Source organism: Stappia sp. BW2 (genome assembly GCF_008107695.1).
Lineage (GTDB): Bacteria > Pseudomonadota > Alphaproteobacteria > Rhizobiales > Stappiaceae > Roseibium.
This window is the reverse complement of record NZ_VIRG01000066.1, coordinates 822,681-846,229: the sequence shown is the minus strand read 5'-3', so window position 1 is coordinate 846,229 and position 23,549 is coordinate 822,681. Positions and strand designations below refer to the sequence as shown.

General features: G+C 59.8%; 19 protein-coding genes. 15 read left to right on the top strand and 4 right to left on the bottom strand.

Features of this window, described 5'->3' with window-relative positions; all coding sequences use genetic code 11:
- Positions 1 to 38: 38 nt before the first annotated feature.
- Positions 39 to 3,560, bottom strand: a complete 3,522-nt coding sequence (locus FMN63_RS15400; RefSeq protein WP_148584842.1) for a PAS domain-containing hybrid sensor histidine kinase/response regulator — start codon at positions 3,558 to 3,560, stop codon at positions 39 to 41.
- A 274-nt stretch (positions 3,561 to 3,834) separates the two neighbouring features.
- Here FMN63_RS15400 and FMN63_RS15395 point away from each other — a divergent pair, with 274 nt between their 5' ends.
- From FMN63_RS15395 to FMN63_RS15375, 5 genes are all read left to right on the top strand, one after another.
- On the top strand, positions 3,835 to 5,007 hold the full coding sequence (locus tag FMN63_RS15395; RefSeq protein ID WP_148584840.1) for a pyridoxal phosphate-dependent aminotransferase: 1,173 nt from the start codon (positions 3,835 to 3,837) through the stop codon (positions 5,005 to 5,007).
- 62 nt (positions 5,008 to 5,069) lie between these two features.
- Positions 5,070 to 6,281: a two-component system sensor histidine kinase NtrB gene (locus FMN63_RS15390; protein ID WP_286192653.1), complete on the top strand. Its 1,212-nt coding sequence runs from the start codon at positions 5,070 to 5,072 to the stop codon at positions 6,279 to 6,281.
- Positions 6,281 to 6,898 carry a response regulator transcription factor gene (locus tag FMN63_RS15385; RefSeq protein ID WP_148584839.1) on the top strand — a complete coding sequence of 206 codons (618 nt, stop codon included), beginning with the start codon at positions 6,281 to 6,283 and terminating at the stop codon, positions 6,896 to 6,898. Before FMN63_RS15390 ends, FMN63_RS15385 begins: the two co-directional genes overlap by 1 nt.
- A gap of 140 nt (positions 6,899 to 7,038) precedes the next feature.
- On the top strand, positions 7,039 to 7,395 hold the full coding sequence (locus tag FMN63_RS15380) for a response regulator (RefSeq protein ID WP_148584837.1): 357 nt from the start codon (positions 7,039 to 7,041) through the stop codon (positions 7,393 to 7,395).
- A 357-nt stretch (positions 7,396 to 7,752) separates the two neighbouring features.
- Positions 7,753 to 8,466, top strand: a complete 714-nt coding sequence (locus FMN63_RS15375) for a Crp/Fnr family transcriptional regulator (RefSeq protein WP_286192652.1) — start codon at positions 7,753 to 7,755, stop codon at positions 8,464 to 8,466.
- Between the two features lie 154 nt (positions 8,467 to 8,620).
- On the opposite strand, the gene hemN is transcribed toward FMN63_RS15375, so the two are convergent.
- Positions 8,621 to 9,994: an oxygen-independent coproporphyrinogen III oxidase gene (gene hemN, locus FMN63_RS15370; protein ID WP_148584835.1), complete on the bottom strand. Its 1,374-nt coding sequence runs from the start codon at positions 9,992 to 9,994 to the stop codon at positions 8,621 to 8,623.
- A 91-nt stretch (positions 9,995 to 10,085) separates the two neighbouring features.
- On the opposite strand from hemN, the gene FMN63_RS15365 reads away from it, so the two are divergent.
- Both FMN63_RS15365 and FMN63_RS15360 read left to right on the top strand, forming a co-directional pair.
- Positions 10,086 to 10,832 carry a glutathione S-transferase family protein gene (locus FMN63_RS15365; RefSeq protein ID WP_209001129.1) on the top strand — a complete coding sequence of 249 codons (747 nt, stop codon included), beginning with the start codon at positions 10,086 to 10,088 and terminating at the stop codon, positions 10,830 to 10,832.
- Between the two features lie 100 nt (positions 10,833 to 10,932).
- Positions 10,933 to 11,982 carry an AbrB family transcriptional regulator gene (locus tag FMN63_RS15360; protein WP_148584833.1) on the top strand — a complete coding sequence of 350 codons (1,050 nt, stop codon included), beginning with the start codon at positions 10,933 to 10,935 and terminating at the stop codon, positions 11,980 to 11,982.
- Positions 11,983 to 12,044: 62 nt separating this feature from the next.
- On the opposite strand, the gene glyA is transcribed toward FMN63_RS15360, so the two are convergent.
- Positions 12,045 to 13,367, bottom strand: a complete 1,323-nt coding sequence (gene glyA, locus FMN63_RS15355; protein ID WP_148584831.1) for a serine hydroxymethyltransferase — start codon at positions 13,365 to 13,367, stop codon at positions 12,045 to 12,047.
- 100 nt (positions 13,368 to 13,467) lie between these two features.
- On the opposite strand from glyA, the gene FMN63_RS15350 reads away from it, so the two are divergent.
- A complete protein-coding gene (locus FMN63_RS15350) occupies positions 13,468 to 14,349 on the top strand; it encodes a LysR family transcriptional regulator (RefSeq protein WP_148584830.1) in 882 nt (293 codons plus the stop codon).
- Positions 14,350 to 14,372: 23 nt separating this feature from the next.
- Here FMN63_RS15350 and FMN63_RS15345 read toward each other — a convergent pair whose 3' ends face one another.
- Positions 14,373 to 15,278 (bottom strand): DMT family transporter, encoded by a 906-nt coding sequence (locus tag FMN63_RS15345; RefSeq protein WP_148584828.1) that lies wholly within the window; start codon positions 15,276 to 15,278, stop codon positions 14,373 to 14,375.
- Positions 15,279 to 15,682: 404 nt separating this feature from the next.
- Between FMN63_RS15345 and ccoN the strand changes: the two genes are divergently transcribed.
- The 7 genes from ccoN to FMN63_RS15310 all read left to right on the top strand — a co-directional run bounded on the left by ccoN (position 15,683) and on the right by FMN63_RS15310 (position 23,545).
- A complete protein-coding gene (ccoN, locus tag FMN63_RS15340) occupies positions 15,683 to 17,338 on the top strand; it encodes a cytochrome-c oxidase, cbb3-type subunit I (RefSeq protein ID WP_148584826.1) in 1,656 nt (551 codons plus the stop codon).
- A 14-nt stretch (positions 17,339 to 17,352) separates the two neighbouring features.
- On the top strand, positions 17,353 to 18,087 hold the full coding sequence (ccoO, locus tag FMN63_RS15335; protein ID WP_148584824.1) for a cytochrome-c oxidase, cbb3-type subunit II: 735 nt from the start codon (positions 17,353 to 17,355) through the stop codon (positions 18,085 to 18,087).
- A gap of 5 nt (positions 18,088 to 18,092) precedes the next feature.
- Positions 18,093 to 18,248 (top strand): cbb3-type cytochrome c oxidase subunit 3, encoded by a 156-nt coding sequence (locus FMN63_RS15330; RefSeq protein ID WP_148584822.1) that lies wholly within the window; start codon positions 18,093 to 18,095, stop codon positions 18,246 to 18,248.
- Positions 18,249 to 18,251: 3 nt separating this feature from the next.
- Positions 18,252 to 19,130: a cytochrome-c oxidase, cbb3-type subunit III gene (gene ccoP, locus FMN63_RS15325; RefSeq protein ID WP_148584820.1), complete on the top strand. Its 879-nt coding sequence runs from the start codon at positions 18,252 to 18,254 to the stop codon at positions 19,128 to 19,130.
- Positions 19,131 to 19,301: 171 nt separating this feature from the next.
- Positions 19,302 to 20,765, top strand: a complete 1,464-nt coding sequence (gene ccoG / locus FMN63_RS15320) for a cytochrome c oxidase accessory protein CcoG (RefSeq protein ID WP_209001128.1) — start codon at positions 19,302 to 19,304, stop codon at positions 20,763 to 20,765.
- 10 nt (positions 20,766 to 20,775) lie between these two features.
- Positions 20,776 to 21,288, top strand: coding sequence for a FixH family protein (locus FMN63_RS15315; protein WP_148584818.1), 513 nt, complete (start codon positions 20,776 to 20,778; stop codon positions 21,286 to 21,288).
- A 10-nt stretch (positions 21,289 to 21,298) separates the two neighbouring features.
- Positions 21,299 to 23,545, top strand: a complete 2,247-nt coding sequence (locus FMN63_RS15310; protein ID WP_148584816.1) for a heavy metal translocating P-type ATPase — start codon at positions 21,299 to 21,301, stop codon at positions 23,543 to 23,545.
- Positions 23,546 to 23,549 lie beyond the last annotated feature (4 nt).

Below are 23,549 nucleotides of genomic sequence, written 5' to 3'. Positions count from 1 at the left end.
GGGTCGGACAGTCTTTTCGACCGAACCCTGCAACCAGCCTATTCGGCGGCCTGGCCTGCCTGGCAGCGCGCCAGATGGGCACGCAGCGCTGCCGGCTTCAAGGGTTTGTTGAAGAAGGCGATGTCCTTTTCCTCCGCCTCGGTGCGCACAGGGCGGCTCCGGTCGGCAGTGATCAGGATCGCCGGTATCTGGCGCCCAAACTTCCACCGCAGTTTCAGGATCGCTTCGATACCGGTTCCATTGTCCAGGTGATAGTCCGCCAGAATGACATCGGGTGTCAGCCCGGCCTTGCTCAACTCATTGGCTGCTTCAACGTCATCTGCGGCCGCGATCACCTTGCAGTTCCAGTTCGTCAACAGATGACGCATCCCGCTCAGGATGTCCGGTTCGTTGTCGATGGCAACCACACACAAGCCGTCGAGTTGTCCAGCGATGGCAGGCGCTTGAGGGATGGCAACCAGATCCGGCATGTCTGCTGACCGCGGCAGTTCAACCGAAAAACACGAGCCCCTGTTGGCTTCCGAGCGCAGCATCACCGGGTGATTCAGAACGTGGCTGATCCGCTCCACAATGGACAGTCCGAGCCCAAGACCTTTTGCAACGCGCATGCCGTCGTCGAGCCGGTGGAACTCCTGGAAAATTGCCTTCTGTTTGCTTTTCGGGATACCCATGCCCGTGTCGTGAACTTCCACGATAACCCGGTTGCCATGCCGCCGGCAGCCGACCAGAACACGGCCCTGCTGCGTGTATTTCAGGGCATTCGATACAAGGTTTTGCAGCAGTCGACGCAGCAGCCGCCGGTCTGTCCGCACCGAAAGGGACGTCGGCACGATCCGCAGTTCCAACCCTTTTTCCTTGGCGACAGGCTGAAAATCGAGTTCGATCCCGCGCAAGAGTTCATCGAGGCGGAATACTGTCGGTTCCGGTTTCAGGGCCCCGGTGTCCAGACGGGAAATGTCCAGGACGGCGCCGAGAATATCCTCAACCGACTCCAGTGCCATTTCCACATTGCGGACCAATGCGCCGTCTTCGCCGTCCTTCACCTTGTCCACAAGCACCGAGGCATAGAGACGAGCGGCGTTGAGCGGCTGAAGGATGTCGTGACCGGCCGCGGCCAGGAATCGGGTCTTGCCGATATTGGCTTCTTCAGCGGCGCGGGTGGCTTCCACCAGGCGCTCGTTGACGTGGGTCAGTTCTTCCGTGCGTTCCCGAACCCGGCGTTCCAGGGTTTCATTGGCACGGGCGAGCGCTTCTTCCGCCAGAACCCGCTCGGTGATGTCGGTGTAGGTGGTCACAATGCCGCCATCGGGCATTGGGCTGATGCGGACTTCGAACACGGTTCCGTCCGACTCCAGTTTCTCCTGAAAGGTTTCCTGGATCAGAACAAGCTTTTCGATCCGGTCGGCGACAATCGCTTCCACTGGCCCAGGGCCATGCACACCCCGCTCGGCGTTGAACCGCAGGATCGCATCCAGTGTCGTGCCGACCTGACCGTATTCGGCCGGCAGTCCAAGCAGATCACGGAATTGCCGGTTCCAGCAGATCAGACGCAAGTCCCGGTCGAACACGCCAATGCCCTGGCGCACCTGATCGAGGGCCGTCTGCAGCAGGTCGCGGTTGTACTGAATGGCAATCGAAGCGTCATCGAGCAGCTTCACCGCGCCCTTTGTCGAGGGGTCGTGCCGCTTGAGCATCAAGGTCAGCACAAGGCGGGAGGAGGCCGCGCCGATGGCGCTTGCCAGAAGCTGCTCGGAGAAGCGCAGCAGGTTGGCATCCGCCAACCTTTTCGGATCAAGTTCGATGCCGCGCTCACTCGTGAAACGGCGGAAGGAACGGGCGGTACGCTCTTCACCGAGATAACGTGCGACGGTCGCCTGCAGGTCTCCTGCGGTCACCGACGTGCGCCAGTACCGCAGGCTGGGCGAGGGCGCGAATTCCGCCGGCACGAAGACATTGGCCTGAAGCGTTTCCGCAGGCAGCGGCTTTCTCAGGAAGGAGCCACCCACAAACAGAATGATGTTGACGATGAGGCTCCACAGCGTGCCGTGGATGAAGGGATCGATGTTGATCCCAAGCAGCGCCTGCGGGTTCAGTTGGGCAATACCGAACGGTCCGGTTTCCAGGAACCCGTCTGAAATCAGGCCGGATTTGGCAAAGGTTGGCAGGAGAAGGGTATAGGCCCAGAACACGAACCCGCCGCTGAGACCGGCGATGGCCCCCAAGGACGTGGCGCGGCGCCAGAACAGGGCGCCGACGAACGCTGGCGCGAACTGGGCGATTGCTGCAAACGACAGGAGGCCGATCGACACAAGGGCAGCGGTGTTGCCGGCCGCCTTGTAATAGGCGTAGGCCAGCAGAAGGATACCGAAGATGGCAAGGCGCCGGATCGTGAGCAACTTGTCGCTCATGTCCTGGCCGCCGGTGTTGACAATGTCGTCCTCGCTGTGCCGGCGCAGCAGCAGCGGCACGACAATGTCGTTGGAAATCATGATGGCCAGCGCAACCGTTGCGACGATGACCATGGCCGTTGCAGCGGACAGACCGCCGATAAAGGCAAAGAGCGCAAGCCAGGGGTGTCCGGCATCAATGGGCAGCGCCAGCACGAATGTGTCCGGATTGATGTCCTGTCCGAAGCGCAGCAGGCCGGCCGCCGCAATCGGCATCACGAACAGGTTGATCAACACCAGATAGAGCGGGAACATCCAGGTTGCACGGCGCAGCTCGGCGTCGGAGTTGTTTTCCGTCACCGTGACGTGGAACTGACGCGGCAGCATGAGAACCGCGAAGGCCGACAGGCACGACATCACGAGCCAGTTGCCGGTATTCAGCGGTTTTTCGAAAATCTGGGAGACTTCAGGTGCTTCCGAGATGGAGCGGATCAGGTCGACCGGGCCATCGAACAGCGAATAGGTCACCCAGAAACCGACTGCAAGAAAGGCAACGAGCTTGACCACCGCCTCGGCGGCGATGGCGAGCATCAACCCTTCCTGGTGCTCTGTCGCGTCTATGTGCCGGGTCCCGAACGCCCAGCTGAAAATGGCCATGCCGAGGGCGATCAGCAGCGTGACGTCGTCGAACACGGGCGTGAAGATGTCGCCTGGCGAGATCAACGGGCCGATCATGGTGGTGATCGACAGCGAGACGGCTTTCAGCTGCAGGGCGATGTAGGGAATGACGCCGATCACCGCGATCAGCGTGGCCAGCGCCGCGACCGACTGGCTCTTGCCGTAGCGCGCGCCGATAAAGTCGGCAATCGACGTGATGCTTTCGGTCTTGGAGATCTGGATGATCCGTTGCAGCAGCGGATAGCCGAGCGCGAAGACAAGCAAGGGGCCGATGTAGATCGTCAGGAATTCAAAGCCGGTCCGGCTGGCGTTGCCAACCGAGCCGTAGAAGGTCCAGGAGGTGCAATAGACCGACAGAGACAGGGCGTAGATGAACGGGCGGCCGCCGGTACGGGACGTATACCGGCGCGGCATACGGTCGCCGAAGCTGGCGATGGCGAACAAGCACAGGATGTAGGCCGTTGCGGCCAGTATCACGAGCCATCCATGCAGCATGATCTGCTAACCGTCCTCCCGAGCGGCGTAGGTTCCGGCCGCCTCTTGCCGGGACAGCTCGGACCTGTTTCACGGCAAAAAGCCAGGTTGCCTATTGCGATCCGACCACAGCCAGGCCGATCTGTCTATTCACCTTGCGACTGACACTCTTTCACAGCTTCGCCCGGATGTTTGAATTGATCACCATCAGTGAAGTCTTCTTCAAATCCTTTCATGAAAGATATATGCGCAAACACGATATGGTTGCGCGACCTGCCAAAGAAGGACTCCCAAAGTGACCAGCCTGATCGAGCGATTGAGCCCGCAAGCCAGAAATGCGCCGGAAAGCGGTATTGTCGAAGTGTTCAATGCCGGTCGGGAGCGGGAAGATCTGATCCCGCTGTGGGCAGGCGAGGGTGATCTGCCGACGCCCGGGTTCATTTGCGAAGCGGCAAAAGCCTCTCTCGACCGGGGCGAAACCTTCTACACCTATCAGCGCGGCATTCCGCCCTTGCGCGAAGCCTTGGCCGCCTATCACCAGGATCTTTACGGCAAGCCGTTCTCCGCGGAGCGATTCTATGTGACCGGATCGGGCATGCAATCCATCCAACTCGCCGTACAGGCCGTCGCCGGGCCGGGGAGCGAGGTGATCGTGCCGACGCCGGCCTGGCCGAACATTTCAGCAGCCATCGATATTCACGGGGCGCGTTCGGTCAGTGTGCCGATGCGCGAGGAGGAAGATGGCTGGAGACTGGCGATAGAAGATGTTGAAGCAGCCATTACGCCGCAGACGACCGCCCTTTTTCTGAATTCCCCCTGCAACCCGACAGGGTGGGTTGCCAATGAAGACGTATTGAAGGCCTTCCTGGAGCTTGCGCGCAGGCGTGACCTCTGGATCATCGCCGATGAGATCTACGCGCTGTTCTATTACGGAGAGGGGCCGCGCGCTCCGTCATTCTATGACATTGCCGAGGACGATGACCGAATCATCTTCGTCAACTCGATGTCCAAGAACTGGGCCATGACCGGATGGCGGGTCGGCTGGATTTCCGCTCCGCCGGAATTGGGCCAGGTGTTTGAAAATCTGATCCAGTATTCAACCTCCGGTGTTCCTGCTTTCTCGCAGTGGGGTGCCGTTGCCGCACTGACTGAGGGGCGCGGCTTCCTGCAAGAACAGGTTGAGCGGGCCCGCAGGGGACGAGAGTGTGTTCTCAATGGTCTGAAGGGGCTGAATCGCGTGAAGGTTTTGCCGCCCGACGGCGCATTTTACCTGTTCTTTTCGGTTGAGGGCGTCACGGATACGCGCAAGTTCGCGTTGGACCTCGTTCGCCAGACAGGCGTGGGTCTGGCACCTGGAACGGCGTTTGGAAAAGGCGGCGAACACTACCTGCGCTTATGCTATGCCCGGCGCGAAGATCACCTAACGGAAGCGGTGCGTCGAATTGGCACTTGGATACCAGAGATTTAGGTTGCAAACGGGTTGCTGGCCTACGGGAAAACCCCTAAACCTAGATAGTACATGGGGGTCATTTGGGTGCAGGGATAGTGCGGGACGGCATTTCAGACAAGGATGATGACAATGCAGCCGTAACGGAAGCGCGTCTTGCGAGTGTTTTCGATACCGCTGCCGACGGTATTATTGTCATCAACGACCGTGCTCAGGTGCTGGCCTTCAACAAGGCCTGCGAACGGTTGTTCGGCTATGAAGCGGCGGATCTTCTGGGACGGAATGTCAATCGGATCATGCCGGATGAATATGCCCACGCGCATGACCACTACGTGAACAACTATCTCACCACCGGTCATAAGAAAATCATCGGAATCGGCCGCGAGGTGCAGGCCTGCCATAAGGACGGCACGGTCTTTCCCATCGAATTATCCGTTGGGGAGGCGTGGACGCCGGCCGGGCGCCAGTTCATCGGCATTCTGCGCGACCTGCGCTCACGCAAACAGATGGAAGACCGGCTGGCCAAAACCCAGGCGCAGCTTCTTCACATGACTCGAATCAGCGCTCTGGACGAGATGGGAGCTGCAATCGCGCATGAGCTCAACCAGCCTCTGACAGCCATTCTGCTGTATCTGCAGTCCGTATCGCGAAAGACCCGGGCCGACAATTCCCTGGATCCCTTCATCATCGAGGTTATCGACAAGGCGGTGCGCGAAGCCGAGCGGGCTGGAGAAATCATCCAGCGCATGCGTCAACTGGTGGAAAAAAAGACGCCCAATCGCGAGGCCATCGAAGTCCGGGACTTTATCGCAAGTTGTCTGGAAATGGCCGAACTCGGCAGTGGTCAGGGCGGGTCGATCATGAAGGCGGAGATCGCGGAGGGGCTGCCGCCGCTGATGGCCGATCCGGTGCAGATCCGGCAGATCCTGATTAATCTTCTGCGCAACGCGCGCGAAGCGGTCAGCGATCAGGCCGACCGCATGGTAGTGCTCTCTGTGTGCTGCAATGGCGATCGACTGGAATTCCGTGTCACGGACAATGGTCCGGGGGTTCCTGAGGAACTGGTCAACAACCTGTTCCGGGCCTTTACAGGAGCCAAACACAAGGGGGTCGGCCTGGGTTTGGCAATATCCCGTTCGATAGCGCAAAATCATGGCGGTGATTTGCGGCTGGAGCAGGCAGCGAATGGACACGGGGCTTCCTTCTTGTTGTCGTTGCCAATAGACCCGCCCGAAGATGATGTTTCAGAAAAAGCCGAATCTCAGGATCCGGCAGAAGATAAGTTGAGGAAGTGATGGACATAAAAGCTGACGCGGAGGCCATTTACATCGTTGATGACGATCCGGCGGTGCGCGACGCGTTGTCGGTGCTTTTCAATATGGAAGGCTATGTGGTCGAAACTTTCTCGGACGGCGACACGTTCATTCAGTCCGCAAGCAAGGCCGTGCCGGCCTGTGTCATGCTGGATGTTCACATGCCGGGCCGGTCGGGCATCGAGATCCTCAAGGCACTGAACGCGGAAAACTACCCGGCGCCGATCTTCATCATCTCCGGGCAGGGCGATATTCCCATGGCAGTCGAAGCCATCCGCAATGGGGCCTTCGACTTTGTCGAGAAGCCGTTTTCCGCCGAGACCGTTCTGGAGCGGGTGAAGGAAAGCATCGCCATCACAAGGCAGCGGCAGGACGACGTTGTGCCGGCGTCTTTCCAGGGGGCAGACCTTCTGACGCGCCGGGAACTTGAGGTCCTCAAGGAAATCACGGACGGAGCTTCCAACAAGGAAGCTGGACGCACTCTTGGCATCAGTCCGAGAACGGTGGAGGTGCACCGGGCGCGGATTATGGAAAAGCTAGGCGCGCGTAATGCGGCCGATCTTGTCCGTATCGTTCTGGGTCACCCGTCAGCCGGATAAGGTCAGGCCGTTCGATTTGCCGGACGGCATTTCGGCATCATGTGAAGGCCGAATCGTATTTCTGCGTACAGCCGGTATGCATTTTATGGCGTATAAGTAGAGACAGACTGCATGTCCGCAGGCTTTGAGGATCTACTTTCGTGGTTGTTCACATTGTTGAAGATGATGAAGCAGTTGCCGATGCGTTGGCGATCGCGCTCGAGGATTTCGATCATCATTCAGTCACTTACAAGGACGCAGAGAGTTTTCTCGCCAGCGCCGCACCCAGTTCAGACGACTGGGTGATTGTCGATATCGGACTTCCGGACAGGTGCGGTACAGAGGTCGTCCGCGAGCTTATGGATCTACCGGCGCCTCCGGGCATCCTTGCCATTTCCGGCAAGTCGAAAGTGAATCTCCTGCAGCAAATTCGGGAGCTTCCGGACCTGACGGTTTTGCGAAAGCCGTTGTCGATTGACATGGTGACTGCGGCCATGGCTCCCAAGGCCATGGTTTGAGGATGCTGTTCGTCCGGAATCCCTTTTGAAATTTCCCGGATTTCAGGTCCGGAGCGCCAAGTTTCATGGCGCGTTTTGGGTGCGCACGCCTGTGCCGCTCGTGCTGACTCTTCAATAACTTAGACCTTCGTCGGCTGCGGCGTTACGGCTCATATGTAGTTTATCTTACGCAGTCGACCGAATTTCATTCCCTGCTATCCGCGTTCTAGAGTGCACCCCGCAAGCTACCAGGTGTCGGACGGGGCATCTGCAATCAGCGGTCGATCTTGCCAGAGGCGCGACAGGAACGCGCCGGGTAAAAGATCAATCGCCAACGTAGCAAATGAAGGCCGTGCTTCAGGCACGAAGGAGGGACATATGGCTTATTTCGACGCGGGTACCCCCGGCCAGGGAGCTGCACCTAGAATGACGGGCGCGCCGGTCTGCACACCCAGAAAAACATCATTTTCAGACTTCGGCGGCAAGTCCGTGCAGTACGACACCCATGCGGTGATCTACTACGAAGGTGATTCCGCCAAGCGGCTGTACGAGCTGGTGAAGGGCTCGGTGATGCTTTACAAGCTGCTGCCGGACGGGCGCCGCCAGGTTGTCGAAGTTCTTCGGCCCGGTGATATTTTTGGTCTCGCCGGCGGCGACGAATACGATTGCACCGCCGAAACACTCACCAATGCCGATATTCAGGAAATCGACCTGAGGCAGGTTGAGCGGTCCGATGCGCTTCAGCGCACGCTCACCAAATGCCTGACCAACCAGATGCACGTGCTTCACGAACATGCCGTTCTGCTCGGCCGCAAGTCTGCCGTCGAGCGGGTCGCGAGCTTCCTGATGCATCTTGTCCCGGAGCGGGGCGGCGTCGGTTGCGTCGGTCCGACCGACGAAAGTGACGACGGCTTCGATTTGCGGTTGCACATGACCCGGCAGGAAATTGCCGATTATCTCGGCCTGACCATCGAGACGGTCAGCCGCGTGGTGTCCGATCTGAAGCGCCGGGACGTTATCCGCGTTGACCGTGCAGACCGGATCCATCTCAACAAGGTCTGCGGCCTCTGTCAGATGACCGGCATGCACTGAACACCGCTTGATCGTCGATTTCAAAGGGCTGCGATTTTCGCAGCCTTTTTTGTGGCTGGTCGTCCCTTCCAGATTGGTGGCGTCTGGTCTGGCATCAGGAACCGACCAGCCCCAAGGTCCAGCCCCAAACTCGTCCAGCTTGGGGCTTCGTTGTTCAAACCGCGGCAGAATGGCGAGCTTTCCCGCTTGCCTGACTTGCCGCCAGATAGGCGTCGAACGCCGCGGCGGCGAGGCGCACATAGGGTCTCCCGGCCTCCGTCACTTCAACCCTGGCGGTTTCAGTGTCCGGATCCAGCCGGACCAAACCATCAGACACCAGATCCTGTAACGCGTCGAAAGCATCTGCAAGGTGGCTGGTAGGCAGGCCGTAGTCCCGGCAGGCGGGCGCAAGATCGCAAGCGTAGTTGGTCATCAGCTCTTCGATAATCCGTCCACGCAGGCGGTCGTCGGCGGAAAGTGCCAATCCTTTCGTGACCGGCAACTCGCCTGACATGATAGCCCGGCGCCAGTTGCCGACATCAGACACATTCTGAACGTAGCCAGCAGACAGCCGTCCGATGGAAGAGACGCCAAATCCGATCAGCTGTTCTCCCTGATCCGTGGTGTATCCCTGGAAATTGCGCTTCAGGGATCCGTCTGAAAGGGAAATAGCCATGCTGTCGTCCGGGCGGGCGAAATGGTCGAGGCCTATGGCGATATACCCGGCCTTCAACAATTCGGCGCGGGCAAGATCCGCAAGAGCCAGCCGCTCTGCGGCGTTCGGCAAGGTGCTTTCGTCGATCAGGCGCTGGTGTTTCCGCATCCAGGGCACATGGGCATAGCCGAACAGGGCAATGCGGCCAGGAGACAGCGAGAGCGTTTTATCCACCGTATCGAGAATCGTCTCCGGCGACTGGCCGGGCAGTCCATACATCAGGTCGAAGTTGAGCGCGGTCACCCCGGCCTCTGTCAGGAAGTCCACAGCCTGCTTGACGACTCTGTAGGGCTGTATGCGGCCGATGGCTTTCTGTACGTCAGGATTGAAATCCTGCACGCCAAGGCTGGCCCGGTTGACGCCGATGATGGCGAGCGTTTCGGCAAGCCGGTCCGTCACCAGCCTCGGATCGAGCTCGATGGCGTGTTCCAGATCCGGCGCAAGATCGAAATTGACACGCATCAGTCCGGTCAGATCGATCAGGCTATCGCGCGGCAGGAGGCTGGGAGTGCCGCCCCCCCAATGAATATGGCGGACAGGACCCGCCTGCTGCATGTGCTCGGCAACCAGGTTCACTTCCTGCCCGAGCATCGCGGCATAGGCCTTGAGCGGCGCGTCCTGGCGCGTTGCCTTGGTATGACAGCCGCAATAATGACAGAGCTCACGGCAATAGGGCACGTGCAGGTAAAGCGAGAGCGAATCCTGCGGCGATAGCGCCTTGAGCCAGTCCGCATAGACACCGGCCGTTACGCCGTCATGAAAATGCGGTGCTGTCGGATAACTGGTGTAGCGCGGTACGTTGCGCATGGCGTAAGAGAGCGGATCTTTCATCATGTGGCGATCTAACCGTCCGGTCCGGGATCGCGCCTTGATATCGCTCAAGTCCCTGGTAGGGATGACGATGAAACCGAAGGAATGATCCGGCGTGACCGACTTGCCACCCCTTGCCGAAGAAAAACGTTTCCCCGATTCTCCTGAGCGATATCGTCTGCACGGCTCTCCGGACAGCGCCAATTTCATCGTCAGGATGGTTCTGGAAGAACTCGGTCTTGTCTATGACTATGCGCCCGTCGACCGGTTGATCTCGCAGCAGAACTCCGATGCCTATCGGCGGCTCAATCCACAGGGCCTGATTCCGGTTCTGGAAGTGCCCGGGCAGGATGGCCCCATGTTCGAAACGGCGGCGATCGTCCTGCATCTGGCGGACACGCACGAAAATTTCGCGCCGGCTATTGCCTCTCCTGACCGCGGACGGTTCCTGAAGTGGCTGTTCTTCCTGTCAAACACGTTGCACTCGGACCTGCGGATTTCCTTCAAGCCCGAAAGATACGTTCCCGAAGCGCAGGTGGCGGCGAGCCTTCATGCCGGTCTGATCCGCCGGATCACCGGCAGTTTCGGGCATCTCGAAGCTGAACTCTCCGCGCAGGGCGGTCCCTTTCTGCTGGGAGGCGCGCTTTCCGTTCTGGACCACTATGTTGCTGCTTGCGCCAGATGGGCGCAGCTTTATCGCAATGAGGGCAAGTGGTCTCTGGAGGCAACGCCGCATTTGCGTGCCCTTCTTGAGAGGCTGGAAACGCGTCCGGCCGTATGCAAGGCCTGTGAACTGGAAGGAATTGAGGGTAAACCTTTCACAGAGCCCCGTCCTGCTCATTTGCCGGGGACAACCGCCTGAAAAGAATCGCCTCGTACATGTTGATCCATGCAATCAACCATGCGCTGGCCGATCAATCCATTTATAGCTCAAGGAGCCTTGCCAAGCTCAATGGGTCCTGATGCCTGACATATCGTTTCAATCTGCCGCAGGAAGACTGGCGGTCACGCTTCTCGTCGCGACTGCCGGGGGAGCGGTGTTCAACCTGCTCGGGCTGCCAGCAGGATGGTTGTCCGGTGCCATGGTCTTTGTCGCAATTGCGACCCTGGCGCGGGTGCCAACGCTTATGCCGGTCCCGCTGCGGGATGCGCTCTTCATCATGATCGGCATTTCCATGGGGGCAGGGGTCCATCCGGATATCGTTGAGCGGGTGGCAGAATGGCCGGTGTCCATGGCCATGCTCCTGGCGGTGATGGTGGCTGTCACGTTTGCCGGTTACGCGGTGCTGCACTACGGCGCGAAATGGTCCAAGGAAACGGCTTTCTTCGGGGCGATCCCGGGGGCTCTCTCCTATGTTATCGCCCTTGCCACGGACAGGGGGGCTGATCTTCCCCGCATTGCCTCCAGCCAGTCGCTGCGTCTGTTCGTTCTGGTGGCGGTTCTGCCGTTTGCCGTCGTCTCCTCTGCGGAACCGACGGGCATCGGCAGCAGCGCGGTCTATGTCTCCGGTCTCTGGGATTTTCTGATCGGCATACCGCTCTGCCTGGCTGCAAGCTGGCTTGCGGTCAAGGCCAGGGTGCCAGGCGGTGGACTGACGGGCGCGTTTTTTATGAGCGCAGGTCTCAATGCGTCGGGTCTGCTGGTGCTCGTTCTACCGACTTACATCGTGCTGCCGTGTTTCGTGATGATGGGCGCCCATATCGGTTGCCGGTTTGGCAATATGACGCTCCGCCAGTTCGTCAGCGTCCTCGGCGCATCCATCGCGGCCTTCGCAGCGGCGTTTATGACGTCGCTTGCCGGGGCCTGGATGGTTGCCGAAATGGTGGATATCCCGTTCGGCCAGGCCTTGCTTGCCTATGCGCCCGGCGGCCTGGAGGTGATGACACTGCTCGCCTTCATGCTGGATCTCGACCCGGCCTTCGTCGCCGCTCACCAGATCGCACGCTTCACCGGAATGGTGCTGCTGCTGCCTTTCATCACCGGGCTTGTGCTGGGGCGGCGAAGCAACTGAGGCTGAGCCGTGACGCGCTGCGTTCAACCATCAACTGCCGCGCTTCAGGTCGGGCGTCGATTTTACGAGCGGATGAAGTGGAGCGTATCGAAACTCTGCCGCCACTTGGAGACGCGTTCGGCCATTGCCTGCGGATCGTTCGAACGCAGGGCCTCGGTTATCAGCCTGGCCAGTTCCGGCATGTCGGCGCTCGTCATGCCCCATCGGACCAGTTCCGGAGTTCCGAATCTGAGCCCGTTCATGTCGCCATCAACGGGCGCAATCGGCAGGCCGATGCCGCATGCCAGAAATCCGGCCTGACGAAGCTTCTTCGAGGCCGCCTGGCCGCCGCCGAAGGCTGCTGCCTCCAGCGCAAACTGGTGGGACGCGGTTGTCCCCTTTGCCGTGGAGAACACAGGCATTCCCTCCGCGGCAAGGGCATCGGCCAGCGTATGCGCGCTTGCCGCCATCTCGGCTGCATATGCCTGGCCGTAGTCGCGCCAGTCCAGCAGAGTGATGGCGAGTGCCGCCGACTTCGCAACGTCGAAATTGGCGGTCAGCCCCGGAAACGCAATTCCGTCGAGCTTTCGGGCGAGATCCTGTTCATTGGTTACGATCAGTCCGCCGGCCGGACCGCCCAGGCTCTTGTAGGTGCTCATGGTCATCAGGTGCGCGCCTTCCGACAGCGGGTCTGAGAACACCCCGCCGGCAATCATGCCGCACTGGTGGGCGGCATCGAACAGCACAAAGGCACCGACTTCATCGGCTATGGCACGAATGTCCTTCACCGGGTGCGGGAACAGGTTGAGGCTCATCCCGATGGTGATCAACCTGGGTCGCACCTGCAGCGCCAGGGCGCGCAGGCCCTCCAGATCGATCGTATAGCCGTCGGCATCGACCGGTGCCTCGTGGATGTCCAGACCATATAGACCGGCGCACCCCGGTGCGTGATGGGTGACATGGCCACCAACGGAAGCCGGAGGGGCGATGATGGCATCGCCCGGTTTGGTCGTTGCCATGAACGCGTAAAGATTTGCCAACGCACCGGAGGCAACCCGGATTTCCGCATGGGCCGACTCGAAGATCTCGCAGGCAAGGTTCGCTGCAATTACCTCGATTTCCTCGATGGCTTCGAGGCCCATTTCATATTTGTCACCCGGATAGCCGAGGGAAGGCCGGGATCCCATGCCACTCGACAGCAAAGCTTCGGCGCGCGGGTTCATCACGTTGGTCGCCGGATTGAGGTTGAAACAGTCCTTCTCGTGAATGGACCTGTTGGTCTTGGCAAGCGCTTCGACGCGCGCGGCAAGCGCTTCGGATCCGAGAGACGCGGTTGCCTGAGTGATCTCGTCGATACGGGTGGCAGCCACAGCGGGCAGCCAGGGGCAATTGTCTTGTGCGCTCATGTCGGAACTCCGGTTCGATTTGAACAAAGTGTCCCTCTGCGCTTGCGTTCGTGCAAATCAGTTTTTAGAAATTCAAGGGCTAGAAAAATTGAGGCTTGAGATGTCTGTATCTCCACCTGTGCCCAGACTGCCGTCGCTGAATGCGCTGAGGGCCTTTGAAGCGTCGGCACGCCTCGGCGGGTTCGCGCAGGCAGCTGCCGAACTGCAGGTTACGCCGGGAGCTGTGGCGGCACAGATCAAGTCATTGGAACAGGAGATCGGCGCAGCCCTTTTCGTGCGCCACGCCAAGGGTGTGCGCCTGACAGCCACGGGTGAGCGGGCGCTGCCGGGTTTTGTCGCGGCTTTCGACCAGATGGGAACAGCCGTGCGCGATCTGAGGCGCGACGCTGCACCCGGCAAGATCCACATTGCCGCCTTGCCGGCACTCGCCCAGCTTTGGCTGGGACCCAGGCTGCCCACGCTACGCAAGAAACTGCCCGGGATCGACATCTCGGTGACGGCTCTGGAAACACCGCCGAACCTGAAACGGGTGCCCTTCGATCTCTGCCTGTTTTATTGCGACACTGTTCCTGAAAACGGGATCGCGTTTTCAGGCGACGCGTTGCTGCCTGTCTGTACCCCGGCACTTGCCAGGAAACTCAGTCAGCCGAGTGATCTGAAAGAGGCGATTTGTCTGACGGATACGGCCTGGGCGGACGATTGGCGGCTTTGGGCTGATCATGTGCTGTCGGGCGCCGGGTTTGCGCCACGCGGCCCTGTCTTCTCGCTGTATGCCCTGGCCGTGGAAGAAGCGCTCAACGGGGCAGGGGTCTTGATGGCCCATCGCGCGCTTGTTGCCGAACAGCTTGCAGCGGGCGCTCTGGTGGCACCCTTTTCAACGGTGGTTCCGCTGCACCGGCAGATTTGCCTGTGGAGCCTTCCATCAAGCCGTGCCAATGGCGCTGCCGGTCAGGTGCTGCAGGCCTTGCGTGAAATCGGATAAGCGTCCGAATGCAGGCTTTGCTTTCAACCGCGCCGGGTCTTTGCTTTGTTGCCACGCCAGAGGATGAACAGTCCCGATCCCACGATGACGGCACATCCGACCAGCATAGGTGCATCGATCCGCTCGTTGAACCAGACGGTCCCCAGCAGGACGCCGAACAGGAGACGCGAATAGCGGAACGGTGTGACGGTGGCGATTTCACCTGTGCGCATGGCCTTCATCAGCGCGCTGTAAGCGAAGACACCGCAAAAGACAGCAGTTCCAAGCGCCGCAGCTGAAGTCATTCCCGGCACCACGAAGGCTGAACGGTCCCAAAGACCGTAGACAAGCCCTGCGATGATGATTGTCAGAAACCCGTAGAACCCCAGAATATTGGTGCTGAGCGTTGCTGGCGCGGCACGGCTGGCCAGGTCACGGCCGGAAAAGCCGAGCATGCCGATGACGGCCAGTAGCGAAAGTGCGGAGAAGCTGTCGCTGGTCGGGCGCAGCACGATCAGCACACCCACAAGACCGATGAAGATCGCTGTCCATCTACGCCACCCGACCTTCTCGCCAAAGAACAGGGAAGCGCCCAACACGACGAATATCGGCGTGGCCTGAAGGATGGCCGTGGTCGAGGAGAGCGGCGTCAGCGCAAGGGCCAGGATATAGAACAGCCTGCCGACCAGCTCGAAGGCGAAACGCACCTGCATGACCCGCGAGAAAACGTCCCGGTTCAGAACCTTTTCTCCCCTGGCGGCCGCAAGGCCAAAAAAGCATAGGGTTCCGCCGACACCGAACAGCACGAGGATTTCCGAAACAGGCAATTGGGTGGCGGCCTGTTTCACAAAGGTATCTTCGAACGCAAAGGCGGCCATTGCGGCCACCATCCACAGACTGCCGATGATGTTGGGGTGAAGGCCTGCGCCTTTGTTGAAAGCTGCGGTCAAAGGGAGAGGTCCGGTATCGAAAAGGAAAGCCAAAGGGGCAGGTGAACGCTCTTTGCAGGCACCTGAACATCACCCTTCAGCGGAAGACGCAGGGCTAACACGTTTCCAGGTGCTTGGCTTTGGAAAACCCGGAGGGGCAGGGGAGTGGACACTGGCACCAGGGCCCCGAGGGCAGTCGGATTGCTGCGACAGGAAACTGAAATCGAACGGATGTCACATCCTTTTTACGGTCGCCCTGCATCGTAGGCGCGACAATTTATCCAATGCAATCTGACGTTTGGGGGCACTTCTGGGATCGTCAATTGCGGGCATGTTGATATGAATCAACGCAGCATTTTTAGAGTCGTGTGCATGGTCGTGCCATCGTTGGCACCTTGTAACGATTTCAAGACTGGGGCGCTAAAATGGCACACAACAAGGCCAAAATGATCTCGCTCGAGGAAGGCGGCTTCGCCATCTTCCTTGTGCTGCTTGCATTTGCCTGCATCATCGTGGCGGGCAAGACATTCGATCAGGTCATGGCATTCCACGCTGGCATAGGCGCATTGTTCGCCGCCGTCAGCGTGTTTCTGATTTTCAAGAATTACTTCGATGACGGCGGGGAAGCGATTCCGGCCGAAATCGACGGCAAACCAAACTACAACATCGGGCCGATCAAGTTCGGTGCGGTCGCGGCGATGTTCTGGGGCCTTGCCGGTTTCACGGTCGGTTTGATCATCGCTCTTCAGCTGGCCTGGCCGGCGCTGAACTTCGATCTGCCGTGGACAAACTTCGGGCGGCTGCGTCCGCTGCACACCTCCGCAGTGATCTTCGCCTTCGGCGGCAACGTGCTTCTGGCAACATCCATGTATGTGGTCCAGCGCACCAGCCGTGTCCGCATGCCTGGCAAGATCCTGCCATGGTTCGTGATCCTGGGCTACAACGCCTTCATCGTGATTGCGGGAACGGGCTATCTGCTTGGAGCGACGCAGAGCAAGGAATATGCAGAGCCGGAATGGTATGCCGATCTGTGGCTGACCATCGTCTGGGTCTTCTACCTGCTGCTGTTCCTGGGCACGCTCTGGAAGCGTAAGGAACCGCATATCTATGTGGCCAACTGGTTCTATCTGGCGTTCATCGTCACGATTGCCATGCTGCACATCACCAACAACCTGACCATTCCGGTCTCGATCTACTCGACCAAGTCCTACATCGTCTGGTCGGGTGTTCAGGACGCAATGGTGCAGTGGTGGTACGGCCATAACGCGGTGGGCTTCTTCCTGACCGCCGGCTTCCTGGCCATCATGTATTACTTCATCCCGAAGCGTGCAGAGCGGCCGGTCTACTCCTACCGTCTGTCCATCGTGCACTTCTGGGCGCTGATCTTCATCTACATCTGGGCAGGTCCGCACCATCTCCACTACACGGCTCTGCCGCAGTGGGCGTCAACGCTGGGTGCAACCTTCTCCATCATCCTGTGGATGCCGTCCTGGGGGGGCATGATCAACGGCCTGATGACGCTTTCGGGCGCCTGGGACAAGCTGCGGACCGATCCGGTCCTGCGTATGATGGTGGTTTCGGTCGCCTTCTACGGCATGTCCACCTTCGAAGGCCCGCTGATGAGCCTGCGTTCGGTCAACTCCCTGTCGCACTACACCGACTGGACCATTGGTCACGTGCACTCCGGTGCTCTGGGCTGGGTTGGCTACATCTCCTTCGGCGCGATCTACTGCCTGATCCCGTGGTTGTGGAACAAGCGTCAGCTTTACTCTCTGAAGCTGGTGAACCTGCACTTCTGGCTGTCGACGATCGGTATCGTTCTCTACATCACCGCGATGTGGGTGTCCGGTATCATGCAGGGCCTGATGTGGCGCGCCTACGATCAGCTCGGCTTCCTGGAATACTCCTTCGTGGAAACCGTCGAGGCGATGCATCCCTTCTACATCATTCGTGCTCTTGGTGGTGGGCTGTTCCTGCTCGGCGCTGTGATCATGGCCTACAATCTCTGGATGACCGTCCGTCACGGCGAGGCTGAAGAAGCCGATGCCACGCCGGCTGGCTCCCTGGCTCCGGCCGAATAAGGGAGGGACAGACAATGTCTGCATGGAAAAAACACGAAGTCTTCGAAAAGAACTCCTTCATCCTCTTGATCGGCATTCTGGTCATGGTCGCCATCGGCGGCCTGGTCGAGATCGCTCCGCTCTTCTATCTGAAAAGCACGATTGAGAAGACCGAAGGCATGCGGCCCTACACGCCGCTCGAACTTGCCGGACGCAACATCTACATCCGCGAGGGGTGCTATCTGTGCCATTCGCAGATGGTGCGTCCGATGCGCGACGAAATGGAACGCTACGGCCATTTCTCACTGGCGGCGGAGTCGATGTACGACCACCCCTTCCAGTGGGGGTCCAAGCGGACCGGCCCGGATCTGGCCCGCGTCGGGGGCAAATACTCCGACGACTGGCATGTGGAGCACCTGAAGGACCCGCGCGCGCTGGTTCCTGCCTCCATCATGCCCGGCTATCCGTTCCTGGCTGAAAACCGCCTGAACACCCGGGACATCGAGGCCCACCTGTCGGTCAACACCATCGTCGGCGTGCCTTACACCGAAGAACAGATCGCAAATGCCGCATCTGACATCATCGGTCAGGCGAAACCGGATACGGAAGCCGCCGACGGCTTCGAGGAACGCTGGCCGAACGCCACGATCCGCGATTTCGACGGCAACTCGAAGGAAGTCACCGAGATGGACGCGCTTGTCGCCTATCTGCAGGTTCTCGGGACCATGGTCGACTTCTCGATTTATGACGACAAGGCAAACGCGAGGTAAGAGCGATGAACGAGACATACTCCGCATTCGCAGGCTTCGCGCAAACCTGGGGCCTACTCTATTTCATGATCCTGTTTGGCGTCGTACTGGCCTACGCACTGTGGCCGAAGAACCGGAAAAAGTTCGACGACGCTTCTCAAATCCCGTTCCGGGAGGACTGATCAATGGCAGACACACATAACAAGGAAGTCGACCAGATCTCCGGGGTCGAAACCACCGGCCACGAGTGGGACGGTCTGAAAGAACTGAACAACCCACTGCCGAAATGGTGGCTGTATCTGTTCTATGCCTGCATCGTCTGGGCCGTGATCTACTGGGTTCTCTACCCGTCCTGGCCGCTGATCTCCAGCTATACCACCGGTATTCTGGGTGCCAACCAGCGGACCGAGGCGATCGCGTCCTATGACAAGGGCATTTCCGAACGGTCAGTCTTTGCCGACAAGATCGTGGCAGCCTCTCTTGAGGATATCGCGACGGATCAGGAACTGCTGCAATTTGCACGGGCCAACGGCCAGGCAGCTTTCGGCGACAACTGTGCACCGTGCCACGGTTCCGGCGGTACGGGCGCGGAAGGCTTTCCGAACCTGCAGGACGACACCTGGATCTGGGGTGGGACGCTGGACGACATCCACACCACCTTGGAATACGGTATCCGGTCCGGCAATGACGATGCACGCATCGGCGAAATGCCTGCCTTCGGGCGCGATGAGTTGCTGAGTCGTGAGGAGATCAATCAGGTCGCCAACTTCGTCGCATCCCGTGCCGGGCTTGAGACCGAACAAGGTGTCGACCTGGCAGCAGGACAGACTGTCTTTGAAGACAACTGTGCGGCTTGCCACGGTGAAGACCTGAAGGGCATTCAGGAGGTCGGTGCGCCGAGCCTGCTGTCCGCCAACTACCTCTATGGCAAGTCTCTGGACGCCATCAAGTCGCAGATCAACAACCCGCGCAACGGCGTGATGCCTGCCTGGGTGGACCGTCTCGACCCGGCGACCATCAAGTCTCTGACGGTCTATGTCCACTCCTTCGGGGGCGGGCAGTAAATCAGCGGATCTGGTGCGACAAATGCGCCAGATAACCTGAACAATTTGATCCGGCGCAAAGTGTGACGCTTTGCGCCGGTTTATTTTGAGCACTCGCTGCTAAGAGTGAGTGGCGAATGATTTTACAAAAGATCCTATTGGGGCAGGATCGCGTTGAAGAGGACGGACGGTATGTCTACGGACACCGAGACGCATGAGGGCGCGCAATCCGAAGAGTGGTTTGCATCGGCCAAAAAGATCTATCCAATGGCGACGCATGGCCTGTTTCGCAGGATCAAGTGGGCGCTGCTGTTCATCACGCTGGGCATTTATTATTTCCTGCCTTTCCTCCGCTATGACCGTGGGCCGGATGCGCCGAGCCAGGCGGTTCTGGTCGATATGGAAGGCCGGCGTGCCTATTTCTTTTTCATCGAAATCTGGCCCCAGGAAGTCTACTACCTCACCGGTCTTCTGATCCTGGCAGCCCTGACGCTGTTCCTCATGAACGCCGTCGCAGGACGTGTCTGGTGCGGCTATCTGTGCCCGCAGACGGTCTGGACAGACCTGTTCCTGTGGGTCGAGCGCAAGGTGGAAGGCGACCGGCGCGAGCGCATTGCGCTCGACAAGGACCCGTGGACTTTCGGCAAGGTCCGCAAGCGTGTGACCAAGCACTTCCTGTGGCTGATGATTGCCTGGTGGACGGGCGGCGCCTGGGTGCTCTATTTCAACGATGCTCCGACCCTCGTCTGGGAACTCCTGACCTTTCAGGCGCCGATGGTTGCCTACGTCTGGATCGCCATTCTGACCACGACAACCTATCTTCTGGCCGGTTTCATGAGGGAACAGGTCTGCATCTACATGTGCCCGTGGCCGCGTATCCAGGCTGCCATGACCGATGAGAAGGCCCTCAACGTCACCTATCGCTGGGACCGTGGAGAGCCGCGCGGATCTCTGAAGCACAACAAGAAGCTTACCGAGCAGGGCTTGCCCGCAGGCGACTGTGTCGACTGCTACCAGTGTTTCCAGGTCTGCCCGACCGGTGTCGATATCCGCAAGGGCATGCAGCTCGATTGTATCCAGTGCGGCCTGTGCATCGATGCCTGTGACAACGTCATGACCAAGATCGGCAAGCCGAAGGGGCTGATCGGATACGACACGGACGAAAACATCCAGCGCCGCCTGGACGGCAAGGATTCGATCTACGAGATCGTCCGCCCGCGCACGGTTCTTTATGTCGGCATCATCGCCGTGGTCTGTGGCATCATGTTGTATGCGATGCTCAACCGCGATTTCGCCGACATCAGCGTTCTGCACGACAGAAACCCGGTTTTCGTCGAACAATCCGACGGATCCGTGCGCAACGGCTATACCGTTCGCCTGTCCAACAAACGCCGCTACGAGCGTCACTTCATGCTGCACGTGGAAGGAATGCCGGCCAACACCAAGGTTGAAGCCGTTGGCACGGAAGACACTTTCGCAGGCCGTCCGATCATCTCCGTTGGCCCGGACACGACGCGTGAAGTTCGTATTCTCGTAACGTCTCCGCCCTGGGCAAAGATGCCGCACTCGACGCCGGTTACCTTCCGGATCACCGAAAGCGTGATGGGCGAAGTCGTGACGGCCGAGGACACGTTCAAGGCACCGAAAAAACCTTGAGGAGCAAGAAATGACAATGGTTCAATCGAACATGAAAGATCCCAAGGCGATTTCCGGAAAGACGGTCCTTGCCTGGCTTCTGGGCTTCTTCGGTGTGGTTTTCGCCGCCAATGCGGTCTTCATCTATCTCGCGCTCGGGTCTTTCCCGGGCGTGGTGGTGGAAAGCTCCTATGAGGCGGGCCAGGTCTACAACGAGGAAATCGCGGCTGCGAAAGCCCAGGCGGAACTGAACTGGCAGGTGTCGAGCGAATTTGTTCGCACCAGCGGTCAGGACGGCAAGCTGGTTGTCTCGGCCATGGACGCGCAAGGCACACCACTCTACGGGGTGGCGCTCAAGGCCCTTTTGCGCAATCCGGTTCATGGCGGTGCCGACGTGAAGGTCGACTTCACGGCCGATGGCGGGGGCCGCTACGTGGGCACGGTCGAAAATCTTGCTGACGGCAACTGGACACTCATTCTGGATATCGAGCAGGGTGGTCAACGGAAATTCCGGTCGGAAAACCGGATTTTCGTCAAGAACTGAGGCACATGCCGTGACGGTCCATCAGCGTGATTGGCAGGCATTCGTGACACCGGGCGATGACGGCGCGGTCCATATGGACCTTGCCGTCGACGGTATCACCTGCGCAGCCTGCATGGGAGAAATCGAACGGGGTCTGAAGCGGCTTCCGGGTATCCGGACCGCCCGTGTCAACCTGACCAGCCAGCGGCTTGCCGTTGACTGGTCGCAGGACCAGACCGGGGCTGATGAGATCGTCGCCGAACTGGCGCGGCTCGGCTACAAGGCCCACCCGTTCGATCCGGCCAGCCAGAAGGAACGTCAGGACAAGACCGGCAAACAATTGCTGCGCTGCCTGGCGGTCGCCGGGTTTGCCGGCATGAACATCATGCTCCTGTCTGTCTCCGTCTGGTCGGGCAATGCCACGGACATCACCCCGGAAACACGGGATTTCTTCCATTGGCTGTCGGCGTTGATCGCCATGCCGACGGTGGCCTATGCCGGGAGACCGTTCTTTCGCAGTGCCTTCAACGCTCTGGCTGCCGGCCGGTTGAACATGGACGTGCCGATCATGATCGGCGTGACGCTGGCCCTTGCGCTGTCTGTTGTCCAGACAATGCAGCACCAGCATCACGCCTATTTCGAATCCGCCGTCATGCTGCTGTTCTTCCTGCTGGTCGGGCGGTATCTCGATCACAACATGCGCGGGCGCACGCGTTCCTTTGCCGAGAATATTGCCGCGCTCAAGGCGGAAGTCGCCGCACGGATCCACCCCGACGGGGCTGTGCGCGAGGTCCCGCTCTCGAAAATTGCCGCAGGTGATCTTGTTCTGGTGTCCGGTGGCGAGCGGGTTCCGGTGGATGGCGTGGTCGAAACCGGTGTCTCGGAGATCGACCAGAGCCTTGTAACCGGCGAAAGCGTGCTGGCGCCTGTCGCTCCGGGGCAGCGCGTCTATGCAGGGACGCTGAACGGGGGAGGGGCGTTGCAGGTCCGGGTCCAGGCGGCCTCCGGTGCAACGCTGCTGGATGAAGTCAATCGCCTGCTGGAAGCCGCATCCCAGGCAAAATCGAAATACGTGCGCATCGCCGACCGCGCGGCTCGGTTGTATGCACCGCTGGTACATGGAGCGGCAGCTTTGACGTTTCTCGGATGGTTGCTCGCCGGGCTCGACTGGCAGCCGGCCCTGATCATTTCGATTTCGGTTCTGATCATCACCTGTCCCTGCGCACTCGGGCTGGCGGTTCCTGCCGTGCAGGTGGTCGCATCCGGTCAGCTTTTCCGCTGCGGCGTTCTGCTGAATTCCGGTGATGCCATCGAACGGCTGTCGGACATCGACACGATCCTGTTCGACAAGACCGGAACCCTGACGCTTACCGAGCCGGACCTGTGCGGCTCCATCGATCCAGATGACGAGACGCTTGCTCTGGCAGGGCGTCTTGCGCTTGCCAGCCGGCATCCCTTGTCGGCCGCTCTGGTCAAGGCAACAGGTGCGCTGCAGCCGCTTCCGAACGTCAGCGAAACCTCCGGTGCCGGTCTTGAAACGACGGTGTTCGGAAAACGTCTGCGTCTTGGCAGTCCGCTCTTCTGCGAGGCGTCGGGAGATCAGGTCGAGGCAGCCCTTGAAGCGAACCCGGGGGCGTCACTGCTTGCCATCCGCTTCGGCACGGAGCCAGTTCGCCTGTTGGCGTTCCGGCAAAGACTGCGGCCGGACGCAAGGGCGGTGATTGACCAGTTGAAGGGGCGCGGCTACGCGCTTGAAATCCTCTCCGGCGATACCAGACCCGCTGTTGCCGATTGCGCGGCGGCCCTGGGTGTCTCGCAGTGGCAGTCTGGCATGAAGCCTGCCCAGAAGATTGCCCGTCTTGAGGAGCTTCAGTCCGGTGGTCGAAAGGTTCTGATGGTCGGGGATGGCCTGAATGACGCCCCGGCGCTCGCCGGTGCACATGTCTCGCTGTCCCCGGTATCGGCCGTTCATCTCAGTCAGGCGGCAGCGGACGCTGTTTTCCTCGGTGACAATTTGCAGCCGGTGGCCGATGCGCTGAGGTTGTCGAAACGGGCAAGGGCGGCGATTGAGCAGAACCTGTGGATCTCGGTCGTCTACAACGTCATTGCCGTGCCCATTGCCGTGGCGGGGTTCGTCACGCCTTTGATGGCGGCCGCAGCAATGTCTGCGTCCTCTCTTGCGGTTACCGCGAATGCGCTCAAACTGCGCTGGGGGACTGGTGGCAGGAATGCGGAAACCGGAGCGCCCGGCATCGCGGAACAGCAGGCAGCGGAATGAGACC